20 protein-coding genes are annotated in these 18026 nt (G+C 67.7%); 9 read left to right on the forward strand and 11 right to left on the reverse strand.

The window, feature by feature from the left end:
* Positions 1 to 862: 862 nt before the first annotated feature.
* Positions 863 to 5107 carry a MobF family relaxase gene (gene mobF / locus BJF87_RS00610; protein WP_075862462.1) on the reverse strand — a complete coding sequence of 1415 codons (4245 nt, stop codon included), beginning with the start codon at positions 5105 to 5107 and terminating at the stop codon, positions 863 to 865.
* A 5-nt stretch (positions 5108 to 5112) separates the two neighbouring features.
* The gene (locus BJF87_RS00615) at positions 5113 to 5454 is read right to left on the reverse strand and encodes a hypothetical protein (protein ID WP_262338810.1); all 342 of its coding nucleotides are present in this window, start codon (positions 5452 to 5454) and stop codon (positions 5113 to 5115) included.
* Positions 5455 to 5712: 258 nt separating this feature from the next.
* On the opposite strand from BJF87_RS00615, the gene BJF87_RS00620 reads away from it, so the two are divergent.
* The 3 genes from BJF87_RS00620 to BJF87_RS00630 all read left to right on the forward strand — a co-directional run bounded on the left by BJF87_RS00620 (position 5713) and on the right by BJF87_RS00630 (position 7752).
* Entirely contained in the window at positions 5713 to 6192 is a 480-nt protein-coding gene (locus tag BJF87_RS00620; RefSeq protein WP_139319392.1) for a hypothetical protein, read from the forward strand.
* A gap of 17 nt (positions 6193 to 6209) precedes the next feature.
* Positions 6210 to 6785, forward strand: a complete 576-nt coding sequence (locus tag BJF87_RS00625) for a hypothetical protein (RefSeq protein WP_075862465.1) — start codon at positions 6210 to 6212, stop codon at positions 6783 to 6785.
* Positions 6786 to 6879: 94 nt separating this feature from the next.
* Positions 6880 to 7752: a hypothetical protein gene (locus BJF87_RS00630; RefSeq protein ID WP_139319393.1), complete on the forward strand. Its 873-nt coding sequence runs from the start codon at positions 6880 to 6882 to the stop codon at positions 7750 to 7752.
* 8 nt (positions 7753 to 7760) lie between these two features.
* On the opposite strand, the gene BJF87_RS00635 is transcribed toward BJF87_RS00630, so the two are convergent.
* From BJF87_RS00635 to BJF87_RS25620, 5 genes are all read right to left on the reverse strand, one after another.
* Positions 7761 to 8102, reverse strand: coding sequence for a thermonuclease family protein (locus tag BJF87_RS00635; RefSeq protein WP_075862467.1), 342 nt, complete (start codon positions 8100 to 8102; stop codon positions 7761 to 7763).
* A gap of 295 nt (positions 8103 to 8397) precedes the next feature.
* Positions 8398 to 8610, reverse strand: a complete 213-nt coding sequence (locus BJF87_RS00640; protein WP_075862468.1) for a hypothetical protein — start codon at positions 8608 to 8610, stop codon at positions 8398 to 8400.
* 17 nt (positions 8611 to 8627) lie between these two features.
* Positions 8628 to 9194 carry a DnaB-like helicase N-terminal domain-containing protein gene (locus BJF87_RS00645; RefSeq protein WP_075862469.1) on the reverse strand — a complete coding sequence of 189 codons (567 nt, stop codon included), beginning with the start codon at positions 9192 to 9194 and terminating at the stop codon, positions 8628 to 8630.
* A gap of 3 nt (positions 9195 to 9197) precedes the next feature.
* Entirely contained in the window at positions 9198 to 9620 is a 423-nt protein-coding gene (locus BJF87_RS00650; RefSeq protein WP_075862470.1) for a hypothetical protein, read from the reverse strand.
* A complete protein-coding gene (locus BJF87_RS25620) occupies positions 9617 to 10084 on the reverse strand; it encodes a hypothetical protein (protein ID WP_139319394.1) in 468 nt (155 codons plus the stop codon). Before BJF87_RS25620 ends, BJF87_RS00650 begins: the two co-directional genes overlap by 4 nt.
* A gap of 562 nt (positions 10085 to 10646) precedes the next feature.
* Here BJF87_RS25620 and BJF87_RS00665 point away from each other — a divergent pair.
* Genes BJF87_RS00665 through BJF87_RS00685 form a run of 5 tightly spaced genes read left to right on the forward strand, consistent with a single transcriptional unit; the run spans position 10647 to position 13694 of the window.
* On the forward strand, positions 10647 to 11027 hold the full coding sequence (locus tag BJF87_RS00665) for a helix-turn-helix transcriptional regulator (RefSeq protein WP_075862473.1): 381 nt from the start codon (positions 10647 to 10649) through the stop codon (positions 11025 to 11027).
* Positions 11024 to 12133: an ACR3 family arsenite efflux transporter gene (gene arsB / locus BJF87_RS00670; protein ID WP_075862474.1), complete on the forward strand. Its 1110-nt coding sequence runs from the start codon at positions 11024 to 11026 to the stop codon at positions 12131 to 12133. Before BJF87_RS00665 ends, arsB begins: the two co-directional genes overlap by 4 nt.
* Positions 12133 to 12816: an arsenate reductase ArsC gene (locus BJF87_RS00675; RefSeq protein WP_075862475.1), complete on the forward strand. Its 684-nt coding sequence runs from the start codon at positions 12133 to 12135 to the stop codon at positions 12814 to 12816. The genes arsB and BJF87_RS00675 overlap by 1 nt, the downstream gene beginning before the upstream one ends.
* Before the next feature lie 30 nt (positions 12817 to 12846).
* The gene (locus BJF87_RS00680; protein ID WP_075862476.1) at positions 12847 to 13275 is read left to right on the forward strand and encodes an arsenate reductase ArsC; all 429 of its coding nucleotides are present in this window, start codon (positions 12847 to 12849) and stop codon (positions 13273 to 13275) included.
* Positions 13272 to 13694, forward strand: coding sequence for a low molecular weight phosphatase family protein (locus BJF87_RS00685; RefSeq protein WP_075862477.1), 423 nt, complete (start codon positions 13272 to 13274; stop codon positions 13692 to 13694). Before BJF87_RS00680 ends, BJF87_RS00685 begins: the two co-directional genes overlap by 4 nt.
* A 50-nt stretch (positions 13695 to 13744) precedes the next feature.
* On the opposite strand, the gene BJF87_RS00690 is transcribed toward BJF87_RS00685, so the two are convergent.
* Positions 13745 to 14242 (reverse strand): ArsI/CadI family heavy metal resistance metalloenzyme, encoded by a 498-nt coding sequence (locus tag BJF87_RS00690; protein ID WP_075862478.1) that lies wholly within the window; start codon positions 14240 to 14242, stop codon positions 13745 to 13747.
* A 97-nt stretch (positions 14243 to 14339) separates the two neighbouring features.
* Here BJF87_RS00690 and BJF87_RS00695 point away from each other — a divergent pair, with 97 nt between their 5' ends.
* A complete protein-coding gene (locus BJF87_RS00695) occupies positions 14340 to 14699 on the forward strand; it encodes an Rv2640c family ArsR-like transcriptional regulator (RefSeq protein ID WP_075862479.1) in 360 nt (119 codons plus the stop codon).
* On the opposite strand, the gene BJF87_RS00700 is transcribed toward BJF87_RS00695, so the two are convergent.
* From BJF87_RS00700 to BJF87_RS00710, 3 genes are all read right to left on the reverse strand, one after another.
* Positions 14664 to 15851, reverse strand: a complete 1188-nt coding sequence (locus BJF87_RS00700; RefSeq protein ID WP_075862480.1) for a hypothetical protein — start codon at positions 15849 to 15851, stop codon at positions 14664 to 14666. The two genes, BJF87_RS00695 and BJF87_RS00700, sit on opposite strands and share 36 nt — an antisense overlap.
* A 716-nt stretch (positions 15852 to 16567) precedes the next feature.
* Complete coding sequence (locus tag BJF87_RS00705; protein ID WP_075862481.1) at positions 16568 to 16894, reverse strand: helix-turn-helix transcriptional regulator; 327 nt, start codon at positions 16892 to 16894, stop codon at positions 16568 to 16570.
* The gene (locus tag BJF87_RS00710) at positions 16891 to 17745 is read right to left on the reverse strand and encodes a site-specific integrase (protein ID WP_258325149.1); all 855 of its coding nucleotides are present in this window, start codon (positions 17743 to 17745) and stop codon (positions 16891 to 16893) included. Before BJF87_RS00710 ends, BJF87_RS00705 begins: the two co-directional genes overlap by 4 nt.
* Positions 17746 to 18026: the final 281 nt, after the last annotated feature.

Here is an 18026-nt window from a genome sequence, read left to right on the forward strand (position 1 = left end):
GGCGTCGGCGTAGACGGCGGCGAGGGCGTCGCGGTCGGCGACCGCGGCGGTGACGCGCCAGTCCAGAGCGGTGGCGTCAGCCTCGGCGCGTAGCGCGGCGAGGTCGGGTGCTTCATCGTCGCTGAGGGGGTCGAGGTCGGTGGTGTCGGCGGCGCGGAGCTGGGCGGCGGTGCGGCGCAGGGCGGATGCCTGGTTGGTGAGGTCTTCGATGAGTTGTTCGGCCATCATCAGGTCGTGGTGGTGGCCTGCGGCATCGGCTGCCGCGGCGAACTGGTGATCGGCAGCAGCGCGCAACGCCAGGACATGCGGTGCCATGGCCTGCTGGTGGGCGCTGGTGCCGGCGTTGATCGCCTCACGCAGCTGCGCCAAGTCGGTGCCGAGTTCGGCAAGCTGGGCGGTCAGTTCATAACGCAGCGCAATGCACTCGGCGGGGTCACTCGGCGCGGCGAACCGATCAGGTGCAGCAGCGACGACGTCAGCGGCGAACTCGTCGAAGGCCAGATCCTCGTAGCGGTCGAGGTCGTCCGGATCGAGGACGTCGACGCCAGTGTCCGGCGGCGGTTCGGTGTCGGTGAGCGCGGCGAGGTAGTCCTCGTCGACGGCGGCGAGCTCGTGGTCGACGTCGGCTACGGGGCCACTGGCCTGCGCCCATGGGTCGGACAGTCCGGCGGCTTCGGCTGCTGCTTCGGCGGCGGCTTCGTCTTCAGGGGTGGGCGGTGCCGGCGGTAGTGGGGTGGTGTCGGTGGCGTGGCTGCTGTGGGTGACGAGCAGTTCGACCCGCCAGGTGAGCAGGCGGGCGTACTCGTCGAGCCGCACGGTGTGGTCGTCGTCGGCGCCGTGGTGGAGCAGGGTGTCGGCGAGGTCAAGCAGGTCGTGGGGGGTCCACTGGTCGGGGTCGGCGGCGCTGACCGCGGCCACGAGTGCGGGCCAGGCCCGGTCGGTGAGGATCGCTTCGGCGGCCCGGTCCCCGACGATCCCGACGAGGTGGTCGGCCCAGTTGGGGCGCAGTCCGGTGTTGGCGGCTTCGACGGCGGCGGGCGCAACTGTCCGGACAGGCGCCACCACAGTGCGGCGGCGGGCATTTCGGTGGGCAGCGGGTTGTCGGCGAGGGCGTCGTGGGCCAGGGCGTGCACGTCGATGCCGGCGCGGGCGGCCAGCGCCAGGTGGTCGGCGAGTTCGGGCCAGTACGGGTCGGCGAGGAGGTGGGGGTCGAGGTCGCGGGCGAGGTCGGCGTAGCGGGCGCCTCGGCGGTGGTGGTGATGAGCGCGTCGGCGCGCTCGGTCAGCGCGGCGTGGCGCCGTGCCAGGGCGATGGAATCTGGTCGCGGTCCGGCGGGACGCCGGTCGGTGTCGTCGACGTAGCGGGCTGCGCGGAACACGGCGAGTTCGGCGACGAGCTCGCGGCCGCGTTCGGGGTCAGCCAGCAGCAGCGGACGGGCCCATACGGGGGCGGTGGTGGCGTCCCAGGCGGTGGCGCGTTCGGTGACGGCGGCGGCGAGGTCGGTGACGAGGGCGTCGCGGCGGGTGAGGTAGGGCGTCCACTGGGGGTCGTCGAACCCGTCGGGGACCCGCGGCAGCCAGGGCAGGGGCCCGCCGCCTGCGGAGTGTTGTTGGGTGGGGTCCAGTCGCCAGTCGAGCACGGCGGCCGGGTCGGCGGCGGTGGCCAGTTCGCGGTGGGTGATCGCGGCCTGCAGCCGCGCGATCGGGTCGTCGCCACCGAGGGCCAGCGTGGCGAGGTGGGTGCGCAGGGTGGGCCAGGCCGCGCACGCGGTGAGCGTGCCCGCGGGGGTGCCGGTGTGGGTGCTGTAGAGGGCGTCGGCGTCGTGTTCGAGGTCGCGCAGCGCCTTGGCGCCGAGGGTGTGTTCGGCGGCGGCACCGAGGGCGTGGTCGTAGGCGGCCGCGGCGCGGGCCAGGCGCAGGAACGGGTCGGCGGCTTCGCGTTGGGCGGTGGTCGCCGACTGTTGGGCGCCGTCGCGGCCGAGGATCGCCGCCAGGGTTTCCAGCCCCGTTTGGGGGTGGCGGGCCTTGGGGGTGGTGGCGTTGTGTGGGTCGGTTTCGGTGGTGGGCAGGTAGATGTGGTTGCCGTGGCGGCCGCGGGTCATCGCGACGTAGAGCAGCTGGCGGTCTAGGGCGTCGGAGCCGATGACGTGGCAGGTGTCGGCGGTCATGCCCTGGGCGGCGTGGATGGTGGAGGCGTAGCCGAGGGTGGTGTGTTCGGCGACGTAGTCAGCGGGTAGCTGCACGTGCCGGTTGAGGTCGAGGTGCTGGGCGGTGAGGGTGCCGTCGGCGCCGATGTGGGTGACCCGCCACCGGTCGCCGTTGCGGACCCAGTCGGTGGCCGACACGCGTAGGTCGCGGCGGTTGCTGCGGGTGCTGATGATGTCGCCGACGCTGGCCGACAACCCGTCCGACAGCCGCAGTTCTGGCCCGTGCAGGTGTGGGTCGATGGCGGCCAGGCGGTCGGCGCGGGCGCGTTCGTTGAGCGCGTTGACGGTGTCGCGGGTGGCGGCGATCATCACGGTGTCGCGGCCCTGTGCGCGGTCACGTGCCCATGCCCGGTAGGCGTCATCGGCGGCGGCAGCATCGGATTCGATGTGGATGCGGCCGTGGTCGGCGTAGAAACCGAGGGCGGCGGGGTCACCGTCACGCAGCGCCAGCGACGCCGCACCTTCGGCGGCATCGGAGAACCGCACCACTTGGCTCAGGGTGAGTGCGCCGGTCTCGTGCGCGACGTCGCGCAGCACACCGCCGGCCGAGATCGAGGCGAGTTGCTGGTCGTCGCCAACCAGACGCACACTGCCACCGCGGGCGGCCACGCACCGAATGACCTCGTCGAGATCGGCCGTGGAGGCCATCCCGGCTTCGTCGACGACGACGAGGGTGTCGGGGCCGATCTGGGTGTACCAGTCGGGCAGTGTGAGGTTCTGATATGTCGGGTCGGCCAGCGTTTTCTTGGCGGCGGCGACCTTGTTGGCGAGCTCGGGTTTACCGATGGTGCGCCAGCGTGGTGTGGCGGCCAGGGCGCGGGTCTGGGCGAGTTCGCGTTCCGCGGTGGCGAGTTGGACGAGTTTGGCGGCAGTGTCGGTGGTGGTGTCCAGTTCCTCGCGCAGCACCGCCGCGGCGGCAGCGGTGGGGGCCAGGCCGATGAGGGTGCCGCCGCTGTCGGTCCACGCCCGTGCGAGGGTGCGCATGGCGGTGGTCTTACCGGTACCGGCGGGCGCGAGGACCAGTTGCACACGGCGCCCGGAGGTCGCCAGTTCGCGCACCATGGCGGCCTGTCCGGCGTTGAGTTCGCGGCCGTTGGCGGCTTGCTCGAGCAACGCGATGTCGACGGTCGTCTCGTCGAGTCGGCGGCCGTCGAAGCGTTTGGCAGCGGCCACGATGCGGTGTTCGGCGGCGAGGATGTCGGTGCTGGTGTGCAGCGCGACGTCGTGGCGCACAAACACTGATTCGCCGTTCGCGCGACGCAACACCTCGGGTTCGTTGAGGTCGCCGTCGAGGGCGTCAGAGGACACCGCGACGCTGGTGTCGGCGGCCAGTGCGGTGTCGACGATGCGCTCGACCGCGGCGGCGAGTTCGTCGGTGTCGGTGATGCCGGCGAAGTCGCGGGCACGCAGTTGACGTTCGGCTTCGGCACGCAGATGCGGACGCTGCCAGCGGGCGCGCGTGGCCGAGATGTTCTCGATGCAATTGGCGGCGAGCTCGGTGCACAACTCGTCGGTGAACTCCGGGTGCTCGCGAGTACGCGGGCGTGGATGGGTGGCCTCGTGCACGAGGTCGCTGATCGCCCGATCGCCGCCGAGGATGCGTCGCGCATCGGCCCGCCACGCCTGGCGCTGCTCGGCGTAGGAGCGGGGTTCGTGTTTGGCTTCGCGGGTGTCCAGGGTGGCTTGCTGGGCCAGATCGAAGGCCTCACCGGTTGTGGGTTCGCGGCCGTGATCGGCGAGGAACTGCTTGGACAGTTCACCGATTCGTTCCTCGATCACTGCGCGCCGCGACGACCACCGGGCCATCAGTTCGGCGGACACACCGTCGATCTCGCGGACAGGTCGCTTGCGCACATCGGCCGAGAACCGTTCGCTGAACGACACCCCCAAATCGCGTTGGAGGTACAGCTCGATGCGCGAGTTGTACACCTCCGAGGCCGACACGGTGGCCTTGAACAACGGGGTACCGTCCAGGGCCATCCACCGGGTGATCCCGGCGGCGTCGCGCACCCGCACCTTGTTGGAGATGGCGACGTGGGTGTGTAGGTCGGGGTCCCCGGCGCGGGAGTCGCGGTGGGTAAACGCTGCAGCGATCAGACCGTCGGTGTCGACCTGGGCGATGCCGTCGGTTCCCAACCGCGACAGGCACGCTTCGCGCTCGATGAACGCCAGTGCATCAGCGACCGCCTGACGGTGGGCGGCCTCGATCTTCTCAGCCATCGGCAGCGGCGCGACCGCCCACAACGCCGACACCGATTTCACCGGACTGAACGTCATGTCGTAGCCGGCAACCGCCGACTGACGCCGACGGCTTTCCTGCGCGATGAACCCTGAGAGCTCGCGCGAATCCCGCGGCGGCCGACGGTAGGTTTTCGTGAATCGCTCGCGCCCCAACTCGGTGCGCAACGCCGCCCGGGTGTCGTCGTCGATGACCGCATCCCAGCGTTCGCCGCGGGCGAGGTTGTGGTCGCGGAACACCACCGCGAGTTCCTGTAGAAACTCCGGGAATTCGTTGTAGACGGCGTAGGCGTTGCCCAGTTTCGTCGCCGCCAACGCCTGGGCAGCGCGGCAGTCCGAGGAGGCCACGGCGTGCTGCTCGATCGCGGTGGCGTTGGGGTGGCGGCCCTCACCGAACAGTGCCTTCATCTGCGCCGCCGACACAATCGACCCCGCCTCGACGGTGCGCGCCTCGGCGAGCTCATCGGCAACATCCAGGCCCGATCCGACGTCGCTCAGCCCGGCCAGGCCGGACCCGATCCACTGCCCCGGCGAGTCACCTTTGGCGCTGTAGTAGTCGGCCAGAGACACCCGCCCTTTGTCGGTGGCGTCCATCGCCGCAACGGATTTCGTCAGGTACTCATACCCGTCGCCGGCGGTGAGCTTGTGGATGGTTGCGGTCACTCAGGTCACCGCCGGAATGGGCGCAGCTCGTTGGTCCGGGCCACCGCATGGACGCTGGCGCGGTGCGCCCGGACCAGCTCGGCAATGACCCCGCTGGCGACCTCGTCGCCGCCCTCGATCCGCGCCGTCAACCCCGCGAGGAGTTCGGCTGTGGCGGTGGGGGAGTCCAGCACCTGGGCGACTGCATCCTGGGCGGTCATCCCAGTCGCGGCGGGCCGGTCGTGGCGGCGGACCCATGCCGCGCGGCGGCAGTCCGTCGAGCACCAACGGCGCGGCCGTCCGCGTCGCGGCGAGCCGTCTCCGGGCAGCACGCCACCGCAGTGATCGCACGTCCCGGCACCGGCCATGGCTGCATTCTGGCACATTAATTTCGTCGGACGAATCCGGAATGCAAGAGGTGTGTGGGAGTTAAGGGGTTTGGCGTTCGAGGGTGAGGTTGCGTGATGAGGGGTGATCGGGGGTGTTGGTGCAGGTGAGGGCGGGGATGAACGGAATTGGCGGGCGGGAAACGAGGGTGATGGAGAGGGGAGGGACGATGAAATGCTCACGGAGAAGGCGCGTGTGGCGGTGGCGAGAGGGCGTTGGCCGGCGTTATCGTGTCGGGTATGCCGTCGAACAATTCAAAACTCACTGGAAGCCAGGCGCGCGCTGCTGCGCGCAAACGAACCCTTGCCGCGTTGGAAACGCGTCGGGCCGAGGAACGCGCGAAGCTCGAACGCAAACTCGAAGCCGAGTTGCGGGTGATGGAAGCCAACGAGGCCAACATCGCCGAGTTCCTGCGGGCCGACTCCGAACTCGCCGCTGCCGAAGCAGAACTGCGACTGATCACCGAACGATCCACCCACGCGAAAGCCACCGCGCTGGCCGCGATCGCCGAGCGCGTAGGAAGTGTTAGTGGCGCGGCCGAGCTGGTGGAGATCAGCGCAGCCAAAGGTAAAACCTTGCTGCGTGAGGCGGGCCTGTCCGTCGGGACCAAAAAGGTCACCTCGAGTGCGGAGTCGACACCGGCCCCAGCCACACCGGACGCGGCCGCCGATGAGGCGCGCACCGAGCAGCCATCCGATCCCGGGGTGATGTCGGCCTAGCGTTCTACGGTTCGGCCATGAGTGTCGACCCCGACCACGATCAACTCCGTCTGTTCGCGGTGCCGACCGCCCACCTGACGGTCGGCACCACGACGCCGTCGCCGGGTGTGGTCACCGACCCGACACTGATGCCCGATGCTCGCGCCGAGCAACACTTCTGGCAGCACGTCGTCCTCACGCCCCGCGGCTGCTGGTACTGGATCGGCGCGATCAGCTCACCAGACGGCTACGGCCGATTCACCTTCCGCCGCAACAACCGCCAACGGGCGATCAGCGCACACCGTTTCGCGCTGCTGCTGGTACACCCCGACCTGGGCGCCGACGCCGCCGACATCGGCGAGCACTACTGCAACGAACCGCTATGCGTGCGCGTCGATTCCGCACACGTGCGCATCGGCACCCAAACCAACAACCTCACCTACGCCGTCGGTCTCGGCCGCCACCGCGGATCACGACCAACCACCGCCATAGACCGCGCCGCACGCTCGATCATGCTGCGCACCTACCTACGCGACGGCGGCGACCCCGAACAGGCACACCGACTGTTCCAACCCGTGCCGTCCACACCCGCCGACCAGCTCGGCCTGTTCTGACACCGACCTCCGCCTTGTGTTAGTGCCGGGCGCTCAAAGTGAGAGGGTCGTCACCGCACCTCGCCGTATCCTCCCGACCCAGATGGAGTAGCCGATGCTTGAAGTCTCGGACGCACCGACACGGCAAGTACGTTGGCAATTCATCGCGTCACGTGTGGCCGCGCTTGTCGTCGCTGCTGCGTCCTATCTGATCGCATTCGGACGGGGTATCTACACCTCGATCGAACGCTTCGGCGAGGGCGCCTCCACCCAGCCGTACTCGCGCGCCGCTGACATAGAACTTTGGTCGTTGATTGTCTTCGCGGCTCTCGTGTTCGTCATCGCGATCCCACTTCTTGGAGGGGCTGAGTGGCGTCCGTGGTGGTCCTGGCCGAGGTGGACGCGTCGCGCGCCGCTGTCGCCGTCGACCTATCTGGCGTGCGTGAGCGTGTTCGTGCTGAGCGTGTACGCCAGCGTGGGCAGCGGGTGGCTCATCGAGGTCTTTGTGGAGCCGTCGTCTGCTGTCGACGCCAGCACGACGGCGTCACGTCCACCCGCGGCGGAAGTCCTTGCGGCTCTGCGCGCCGGGTTCAGTGAGGAAGTGTTTGTTGTCGCGGTCCCGATCGCGGCGCTCGCGATGTGGCTACGTCCCACAGGGGCCGGCCCAATCGCGGCGCTGTGCGTGCTCGTCCCGATGCGGCTGGCGTACCACGTGTACTACGAGCTCGGTCTCGCCATTGGGATGGTTTTGTGGGCGACAGTGTCGGCCTACATGATCTGGCGCTGGCGCGACTACCGACTGGTCATCGCGTTCGCTCTGACGCACGCCGCATACAACATCTGTGAGGGCTACACAGTCGCCTTCTGGGTGTTGCTGGGTATCGCCGCGGTGAGCGTGATCGCGCTCGCGGTGACCCATCGCGTGCGGACCGGACGGTGGATCACCATGGCGGCACCGCTGCTGGTGCCCGCGCCTGTGCGCGCCTGAGGATCGGATTATCGCGGGCACTGTCCCCAGACGCCTGCTCGGGCTGCCTGCGCGTCGCGCTGGGCGGCGTCGAGGGCGTCGGCGTGGCGGCCGGGTTGGTGGTTGTAGACGTAGGTGCGTGCCCACCCTTCGGCGACGAGTGTGTGGTTGAGCATGGTGTCGCCGATCCAGACGTAGGCCAGGGCGCGGCCGTAGCGGTCGGTGTGGTCTTGGGTAGGGTCGTACTCGAGGCGCACGGCGGTGCCGGAGGCGGCGAGTGCGCGGGTGCGGTCGCTGGCTTGTGGGCCACACGGTTGGACCGGGGTGTGGGGTTTGCGGACCTCGGGGGTGTCGATGCCGAGCAGGCGCACGGTGAGCGCGGGATCGGTGTCGGTGTCGACGACGATCGTGTCACCGTCGACGACACGGGTGACTACTGCGGGCGTGGTGTCGGCTGAGGATCGCGACGGCTCGGCAACAGTGGTCGCACGTGTCCAGAGGTCGGCGGGGGCGGGGAGGGCGTCGACGACGCCGCTGAGAGCCGCGAAGGCTGCCGCGACGGTGCGGCGAGCAGCGCGAGGCGCAGCACGGTGCGGGAAGCGAAACGGGCGCGGGTGCGCATGGGCGAGCTCCGAACGAGGCGACGAGGGTCGGTGCGGGCAGGGGTCAGTCGAACAGCGACATCTGTCGTTCGGCGGCGGCGGCGTCGGTGCGGTCGATGTAGGTCTGCGCCCAGTCCTTGACCACGGCGACGGGTTCGTCGAGGGCGGTGGCGACTTGGTCCCAGGTGAGGTTGTCGACGTGGCGCAGGGTGTAGGCGTCGGCGTGGAGCTTGGCGAGCTCGGCGGCCGGGTATCGGGTGTCGGTGTCGGTGGGCATGGCGGTGTTCCTTTCGCTCAGTTCGGGCGCAGGGCGGACAGGCGGGTGCGGTGCTCGCGCAGGGCAATGCCGTGGGCGCACATGTAGTCCCACAGTTCGGCTTCGGGGAGGTGGTCGGCGGCGTGGGTGATGCCGTCTCCGGCGGCGCGGTAGCGGCGGCGGTAGGCATCGGCGACGACCATCGCCGCGTAGTGGCGGGCTTGGATGCCGTCGGCGCCGGCGGCGGTCGCCGCGACGAGCGCACGGGTGAGGTGCTCGGCGCCGAGGGTGGCCGCACGTCCTTGGCGGCGTAGTTCGTGGGCAACGGTGGTGGAGTCGTGCGCGCGGTGGGCGCCGTCGGCGATGAGTTCGGCGATGATCGTGAACAGTTCGCCGTGGGCGGGTACGTAGAAGTCCTCGGCGCGGACCATGCCGACGACGTCGGCGAGGTCGTCGTGGTGGGCGGGTGTGGCCCACAGCAGCGCCGAGAGGAACAGGACCTCGGCGTGACCGGTGTCGCTGGCCCACCCGTGGCCGTCGGTGAGCGCTACGTCGTCGTGGTGGGCTGCGCTCACCGACGGGTCGGGTGGGGTCTCGGCGGGCACGGGTCAGATCACCTGGCGGCGGCGTTCGGTGTCGCCGCGGCCGTCGTAGTCGTAGTTGAGGTAGTGGCCGTACTCTCGGCGGGCGCGCTCGGCCAGTTCGAGGGCCTGGTCGAGCAGGTGGGGAAGCACAGCGATGTCGGCGAGGCGGGTGTTCACCTCCGTGAGCGGGAGGCGGGTGAGGTCACCGTCTGCGTAGACGGCGATGACGATCGAGTGGACGGGCGGGCGGTGCGGGTTGCTCGGCACGAAAACGCCGGCGCCGTTGTCGATGAGCGCCTGCCAGTCGTTGTCGATGATTACCACGGCATCGCGCGTGCGGGTGTAGGCGAGGTGCCCGCTGCGCTGCGAGCCGAAGGTCGTGCGGGTGAACACCAACCCGGTGGCGGCCGTGATGTCGGTGAGGGCTGCGTCGAGGCTGTAGCTCATCGCAGCCGCCGTTCGGCGCGGGCCTCGAGGGCGGCGAGCATGGCGGTGTCGTCCTGGGCGGCGAGCGCGGCCTCTTCGGCGGCGCCGATCTCGCATTCCGGTGCGTGCGGATCGCTGAAGTGTTCCCCGCACCTCTGGCAGCAGTCCGAATGGATGTTGGCCATGGTGATCTGGATGACGCCCTCGTCGAAGTTGGCCACGAAGGTAAGGCCGTCGGGAACGGCGATGGAGACGACAAGATCGCCCTCGACGTCGGCGAGCGTGGCCTGCACCTGGGGTGCGGAGGTGTCGGCGGGATCCGCTGCGGCTTGGGTTGCCCACAGTGAGGCGTTGTCGGTGGCGATCGCGAGGCCACCGAAGGCCCACTGGGTGTGGTCGTTGGTGGCGTTGGTGGCGTTGGTGGCGTTGGTGGCGTTGGTGGCGTTGGTGGCGCTGGTGGCGCTGGTGGTGGATGGACGGCTCATCCTCGGTCTCCTTGGTCGGTGTGCTGGTGGGTGTCGTCGACGGCAAGTGCGACACCCGTTTCTGAGGGACTGGCGGGTCAGGCTGCGGTGGCTGGCGGAGAGGCAATATTCGTCGGCGCGATATTGGTCTTTGGCCTCACCGTCATTACTCGATGATACATCGTATCTGCTTGTCGTACAACTGTTTTCGTACTTGAATTGTCGATTTTGCCTCAGCCGCAACGTCGTTCGCTCGACATCAGACCCACACTCTTCGGCGTCCGGTCGGGTGTGGCCTTTCCTGATATTTGACCGCTTCTGCGCGCTGGCCGGATGCGTCAGGAGCGGAGAGCGGCCCGGTGCCGCGATCGGAGCGCAGCGCGTGGCAGCGGGTCGGTCGGAGTCTCTTGCCGCGCAGGTCAGGGCGTAGAACAATCGGCGGGTCAGGAACGGCGTTCTTCGTGCGGCCGTGGCCGCCACGCCTCGGGCGGGAGGTGACCGCCGCGCGAGAGCGGCGGCGACGCGGTTGGCGTTCAGCCGATGTTCATTTGTTCGGCAGTTCGAGGTCTGTCAATATAGACGCATGTCGAAACAGAACGAGTTGCCTGTCGTGGCAGGTGAGGCGTGTTGCACGCCGTTGGTGCAGGAACCGCTCAGTGCCGATGCGACAGTGGGGCTCGCGCGCATGTTCAAGGCGATGGGTGATCCGGTGCGGCTGCGGTTGCTGAGCTTGGTGGCCAGCCATGCCGGCGGGGAGGCCTGCGTGTGTGACATCTCGGAATCGTTCGATCTGTCCCAACCCACCATTTCCCATCATCTGAAGGTGTTGCGGCAGGCGGGTTTGTTGGACTGCGAGCGCCGGGGAACGTGGGTGTATTACTGGGTTGTTCCTGCTGCGTTGCAGCAGCTTTCGTCGATTCTGAGTTCAGCGGATCCCACCGCAGACACGTTGGTGACCGCGTGAGTACCGCTACGAACACACCAGAGCATCCCGCGGTCGTCGGCAGGCTGTCCACCCTGGACCGGTTCTTGCCGGTGTGGATCGGGGTGGCGATGGTCGCCGGGCTACTCCTGGGCCGGCTGATTCCCGGCCTGAACGATGCGCTCTCGGCCATCTCGGTCGATGGTGTCTCGCTGCCCATCGCGATCGGCCTGCTGATCATGATGTATCCGGTGCTGGCGAAGGTTCGCTACGACCGCCTCGACACCGTGACGGGGGACAAGCGTCTGCTCATCGGGTCGCTGGTTCTGAACTGGGTTGTCGGCCCGGCGTTGATGTTCGCGCTGGCCTGGATCTTCCTGGCCGACCTGCCTGAGTACCGCACCGGGTTGATCATCGTCGGGTTGGCGCGGTGCATCGCGATGGTCATCATCTGGAACGACCTGGCGTGCGGTGACCGTGAAGCGGCGGCCGTGTTGGTGGCGATCAACTCGGTGTTCCAGGTCGTGATGTTCGCGGTCCTGGGCTGGTTCTACCTCTCGGTGCTGCCGGGCTGGCTGGGTCTGGAACAGACAACGATCGACGCCTCGCCGTGGCAGATCGCCAAATCGGTGCTGATCTTCCTGGGTATCCCACTGGTCGCCGGGTTCCTGTCCCGGTATCTGGGGGAGCGGAGCAAGGGACGCGACTGGTATGAGTCGCGGTTCATTCCCAAGATCAGTCCGTGGGCGTTGTACGGGTTGCTGTTCACCATCGTGATTCTCTTTGCCCTGCAGGGTGATCAGATCACGTCACAGCCTCTCGACGTGGTCCGGATCGCAATTCCGTTGCTGGTGTACTTCGCGGTGATGTGGGGCGGCGGGTACGCGTTCGGCGCTGCTATGAAGCTCGGGTATGAACGCACCACCACGCTGGCGTTCACCGCCGCGGGCAACAACTTCGAACTGGCTATAGCGGTCGCGATCGCAACGTATGGGGCCACCTCGGGCCAAGCCCTGGCCGGGGTGGTGGGGCCGCTGATCGAGGTGCCGGTCCTCGTGGGATTGGTGTACGTCTCGCTGGCGTTGCGTAAACGCTTCACCGCCCCGCAGTCGACAGCTCAGCCGGGCTTGGTCACGGAGGCACGGTGATGGACGACTCGACCCTGGATCAGCGCCTGGCGGCAGGGGAGCATCGCGCACAGCCCGAACTGCTCATGCCGCATGTCGTGCTCGGTCGTATTGCCGCGGATTTGGCCGCGAAGTACGAGGGTGTGGTGTCGCGGCAGACGGTGGAGCGCTGCGTTTTCGAGTCGTATGCGGCACTGCGCCGCACCTCGCGGGTACAGGCGCATCTGACCTCGTTGGCGAGCCGGTTCGCTGCCGACCGGTTGCGCGCACTGGCGCAATCGGACGGGGCGATCGCCAAAGACGTGCCCGAGGTGTTGTTCGTGTGTGTGCACAATGCCGGCCGGTCGCAGATGGCCGCAGGTCTGTTGACCCACCGGGCCGGCGGCCGCGTCCATGTCCGATCGGCGGGTTCAGCGCCGGTCCATTCGATCAACCCCACCGTGGTCGAGGCGATGACCGAAATCGGGATCGACCTGGGCAACGACTTCCCCAAACCGCTGACCGACGATGTCGTCGCCGCCGCCGATGTCGTGGTGTCGATGGGTTGCGGTGATGCGTGCCCCATCTATCCGGGCAAGCGGTACCTCGACTGGACAGTCACCGATCCCGAAGGCCTGCCCTTGGATCGGGTGCGCGCAATTCGCGACGACCTCGACACCCGCGTACAGGGGTTGCTCCACGAGTTCGCTCCTCGCCCCGCATAACCCCCTCACACCAAAAAGGAAGCTGCTCCCATGTCTGCACAGACACCGAGTGTGTTGTTTGTCTGCGTCCACAACGCCGGCCGCTCTCAGATGGCCGCCGGGTTCTTGACCGCCCTGGGCGGCGGTCGGGTCGAGGTTCGTTCCGCGGGGTCAGCCCCCGCCGACGCCATCAACTCCGCCGCTGTCGAGGCAATGGCCGAGGTCGGTATCGACATCTCCGACCAATCACCGAAGATCCTCACCCCCGACACCGTCGAATCCTCCGACGTGGTCATCACCATGGGGTGCGGCGACGCCTGCCCGGTCTTTCCCGGCGTCAGGTACCGCGACTGGGCCCTGGACGACCCTGCCGGCAAAGGCATCGATGCCGTGCGCCCGATTCGCGATCAGATTCGTTCGCTCGTGGTCGACCTGCTGGCCGAGATCGCGCCCGCCGACGACACCTCGAGTGTGCGATGAGCGCACCACACTCGGTTCTGTTTGTGTGCGTGAGTAATCGGGGCAAGTCGGTGATGGCCCAAGGTTTGGCGAGCACGCTGGTCGACGGAACGATCAACGCCTCCTCGGCCGGCACCGACGCCGCGATCGGCAAGCGCGTCAACGAGCTGTCCGCTCAAGTGCTCGCCGAGGCCGGTGTCGACGTCAGCGACCACACCCCTCGCCAGCTCACCGACGATCTGATGCGCGAGGCGGACCTGACCGTCGTACTGGGAACCTCCGCGCAGGTCGCACCGCCAGAAGGGGCCGTCGTGGAGGTCTGGGAAACCGATGAACCCTCCCTGCGCGGGATCGACGGCGTCGAGCGCATGCGCCTGATCCGCGACGACATCGCCGCTCGACTCACCGACCTCACCGCCCGCCTGACCCACACCACCTGAACCGGTCGGCGGGCACCATCAGGGGTGCCCGCGACCGGCGGGGACGACGCTCAGCAACAAGCGGTCGACGCACTCGCCGTGGACTGGCCGGGCTGCGCGGCGCCGGCAGTACCGCAGCACACCGCAGAATCAGAGTCAGGGGTCTCGTTGTCCGCCAACAGCGTTGGGCTGGACCCGAAGGTCTCGGAGTCGGCCAGCACCGTGTAGACCTCCCACTTTTCACCTGCCGGACCGGTCACCCACACCTTGTCTTGAGTGGCGAAACAACACGTGGCGTTGATCTCCTCCTCGGTGAATAGGCCTTCGCCGCTGAGCCGGGCGATCTCGGCGTGCACCTGATCGCTGGACTCGACCTCCACACCGAGATGGTTGATCGTGCCGCCCTTACCCGGATTCTCCAGCAGCACCAGCTTCAACGACGGCTCCGCGACCGCGAAGTTCGCATAACCCGGCTTGCGCTTGGCCGGTGCGACATTGAACAACTTCGAGTAGAACTCGACCGCCTGATCCAGATCATCGACGTTGAGCGCGAGCTGCATGCGCGACATGACTACCTCCACCTGTGAGACATACATCGAACTACTGACGTCGCCCAGAGTGCCCGCCTCTTCGACATATGTCAATACAGTGGGTAGGATTGGGTGCATGCCCAAGACGCTTCCGGTCATCGACATGACCGATCCCATCTGTTGCGCACCGGTCTCGGCGTCAGCGCTGGATGACGCCGCGGCGCTGGAGATCGCGCTGCGGCTCAAAGCTCTTGCCGATCCAGTCCGGATCAAGTTGATGTCGATCCTGCTCACCGATGCCGCGGGTGAGGTCTGCACCTGCGATCTGGCGACTGCTGTTGGACTGTCTGAGCCCACGGTCAGCCACCACCTCGGACAACTCAAGAAGGCCGGCATGGTCCTGCCCCAGCGCCGCGGCATGAACGTCTACTACCGGGCCCACGCCGACGCTCTGCAAGCTTTACGACAGGTCCTCGACCCGACGTGCTGCCGCTGAGCGACTTGTGCCTACCGGGACGTCGGTCGGCGGGGCTGGGTGCTCGGCGTCGTGGCTGTGCAGGTAGGCGGTGTAGTCGCGTTGGGCCAGTTGCGCCCACTGCGATGAGGTCGTGGAGCACAGTCCGAGCTGGGTGGCCAGGACCGCGGCGGGTAAATCCGCGCCCAACGCGAGCAGGGCGTGGTTGCGGCTGACGCGGGTGGGAATGCCTGCGGTGGTGAGCTTTCGGCTCAGGGTTCTCACGTGCAACGGGTGATGGGCGATTCCGCCTCGGAAGAGGTGGAATCCGCGGCCGTCCCGGGTGCAGGCGCGCGGGTCGGCGCAGACGGTGCCGGCAAGGGTGTCGATCAGCTCAGCGAGTCGCTCGGGTAGCTCGATCGGGTGGCGTGCCAGCGTCACGTACCTGCGGTCCTGGTCGCGGGTGAGCGACGAGGTGGTGAGGTTCTGCACCTGGGGGAGTCGTGCGCCGTAGAGCAGCACGAGTAGACCGGCGATGCGGGTGGGCAAGTCAGCGGACGTGTCGCCCGACAGCAGCGCGGCGATGGCGTGTTGGTGGGTGCGTTCGTCGCCGGTCTGCGACGGCGGTGGGGTGGGGTAGCGGGTCACCGATATGTTGGTGGCAAGTCCGCGTTGCGTCAGCCACGTGATGAACCCGGCGATGTTGTTGGTGCGGTGATGCTGTCCGTCGGTCCAGGCATCGATCATCGGTTGGGTCAGGTCGCCGACGGTGTGGCCGTGCTCGTCGAGGTGGGTCAGAAGCGTGATGGCGACGCGAATCTTGTTGCGGCCGGAGTCGGCGGCGGCGTGGGTGAACCGGCGACGGCGGGACCTGCGGCGTGCGCGGCGCAGGATGGCCCAATGGCCGTAGGGGCGGATCAGCGCGCTGTGGTGGGTTGGCAGCGTGGCGGCGGTCTCGTTGATCCAGGTGTCGAGCCGTTCGAGGGCTTCATCGCGTTCGGGAAGTATGGCGGCGTCGATAAGCAGTTCGCGCAGGTGGTGGCGTCCCCACCCTGGCGGGCACTGGTCGAGCACGGTGTGGCTCATGGGGTGTTCGCTGGAGGCCAGCGGCTTCAGTAGCTGGGCGGTCGCGGGTTTGGTCAGCCACCGCAGTGTCGAGCGCGGCTGGCCACGGGCGGCGAGGAACGTCGGCAACTCGGCGAGGCTGTCGGGTATCGACCCTTGGGGTGTGGTGAGCAGGTCCCGGGCCTGCCGGATGATCGAGCAGCGGTGGCAGGTTCGGGCGAAATGATGTTGCCCCGTTCCGCCGCACGTGGAGCACCGATAGTCCAGGTCGGAGTCCGCGCATGGACCGCAGATGCGTTGACTGGCAGCATTTCTGCCGATGAGTGCGGCGGTGGTGCCGCAGTCGGCACAGGACGCCGACTCCGACAGAGTTCGCCGATAGCAGCGCACGCATACTGGCCCCAACGGCCACCGGGTGTGCACTTCACGGAGCAGTCCGCAACGTCTGCACGTCTCCTCGGGTGCTGTGGCGCAGCGCCGGCACAGGTCCACGGCGCCGGGGCGAGCTCTGATCGCGATCGGCACGTGGTTGTTGCAGCGTCCGCACAGGCGCGCCGGTGCGGTGTAGCAGCGCTGGCACAGCTCGCCGTCCTCACCGCTGGTCTTGATGTGGTCGATCTGTCCGCAGCCGGTGCAGCGGCGTTTGGGACGCGCACAGTGGCCGCATAGCGGATCGCCTGCGGGCGTACGTCTGCTGGGGGTGGTGTGCTTGCCACAGTTGCTGCACGGTTCGCGGCGTCGGATGTTGTAGCAGGACCGGCAAATTCCCCCTTCGGGTGTGCGTTTGGACCTCGGGGCGATGGTGCCGCAGTCCGAACAGGGATACGTCGGCGGAGAGGCGACACTCACGACTCGGTGCCCGGTCGTCGAATGGTGGTGCGACGGGCGGTGATCGGTGTGACCCCTGCCGGTTTGCCGGCAGTCTTGCGAACTGCGGTGTCGACGATGTGGGGTTCGATCAGATCGTTGGGGGTGCACTCGAGGATGTCGCACAGGGCCACCAGGGTGTGCATGCTCAGTCGTTGCGGCTGCCCTGTCACCAGCCGGTAAACCTGTTCGCGGGAGAGTGTGATCCCGCGGTCAGCGAGGTGCGGTTGCAGATCGGTGGTCGAGTACATGCCGTGGGCGGCCATCCTGGCTCGCAGATGCCACGTGTAGTCAATCTGCTTCATGTCGGGGTCCCGTCATTGAGGAGGTGGCCGTATCGGGCGTGGATGGACTGCATAAGCAGTCCGTTGCGGTACTCGTTGCTGACCCCGATGTAGACCGCCGTGGTCGAGGAGAATGCGTGGCCGACTTGCTCCTGGATGAATCGTTCGGGGTAGTCGAACTCCACCAGATGCGTGACGTAGGAGTGGCGCAGCGAGTGGAGGTCGAGGGTCGGGTCGATTCCTGCGGCGTCTCGAGCGGTGGCGAAGGCGGTGTTGAGTGCGCGCACTCCCAGTCGGCTACCGCGTTCGGTGAGAAACAGCGCTGGGTGCCCGGTGTGGTCGAGCTCGCTGCGCACGTCGGTCAGGTAGTGGTCGAGGATGTCCACGATCCAGCTCATCTCCGGCACCGTGAGCACGGTGCGGCGTTTGGGCGGGCCGCCCCGGGACGCTTTGCCGTGCCGCACGGTCAGCGCCCCGAACCGGCCGAAGGCCGGGAACTTCGAGTTCCTGCGAAGATCAACGACATCGCTGCGGGAAACCTCCTGCCGGCGTAAGCCGTAGGCGTAGCAGTACTTCAGTGCTACGGCGTCGCGCAGCGCCGGTATCGCTCCTTTCCGGCCGCGAGATCGGATCTGCGCGACCCGTGCGTCCGCGGCATCGAACAGCGCCTGGACCTCGTCGTAGGTCAGCGGTCGTCGACCAGGATCACCTTCGTACTCACCGACGTGGATGATGGAGTTGTCTTCGTGGAAGACCTGCACGGGCGCGCAACCGAACTGAGCAATGCATTCAGTAGCCCAGTTGTAGCGGGCATCGACCAGGTAGGCACAGAACAGGCCGATGTCCACCTCGTAGCCGCGGACAGTGGACAACCGAAGTGGGGTTGGGCTCGATCGGAGATGACTGATCCATGCTTCGCCCTCCTCTGGGGTCCACTGCCACGGATACAGTCCAGTGAACTCGGCGAAGCGGCGAAGCGGCGAACCAGCCGCGTTCGAGGACCGATCGTCGACTCGCGCAGGAACTTTGCCCGCTGCTGCTGAGCCCACCCGTCAACCATCGCGTCGAACATCGCCCGTTCCGGATCCAGCTGCACAACATTGCGGGCTAACTCCGCTCGACCGCGGACGACGTCGTCACTTGTCACACGTGA

The organism is Gordonia sp. CNJ-863, assembly GCF_001942325.1.
Taxonomy (GTDB): Bacteria; Actinomycetota; Actinomycetes; order Mycobacteriales; family Mycobacteriaceae; genus Gordonia; species Gordonia alkanivorans.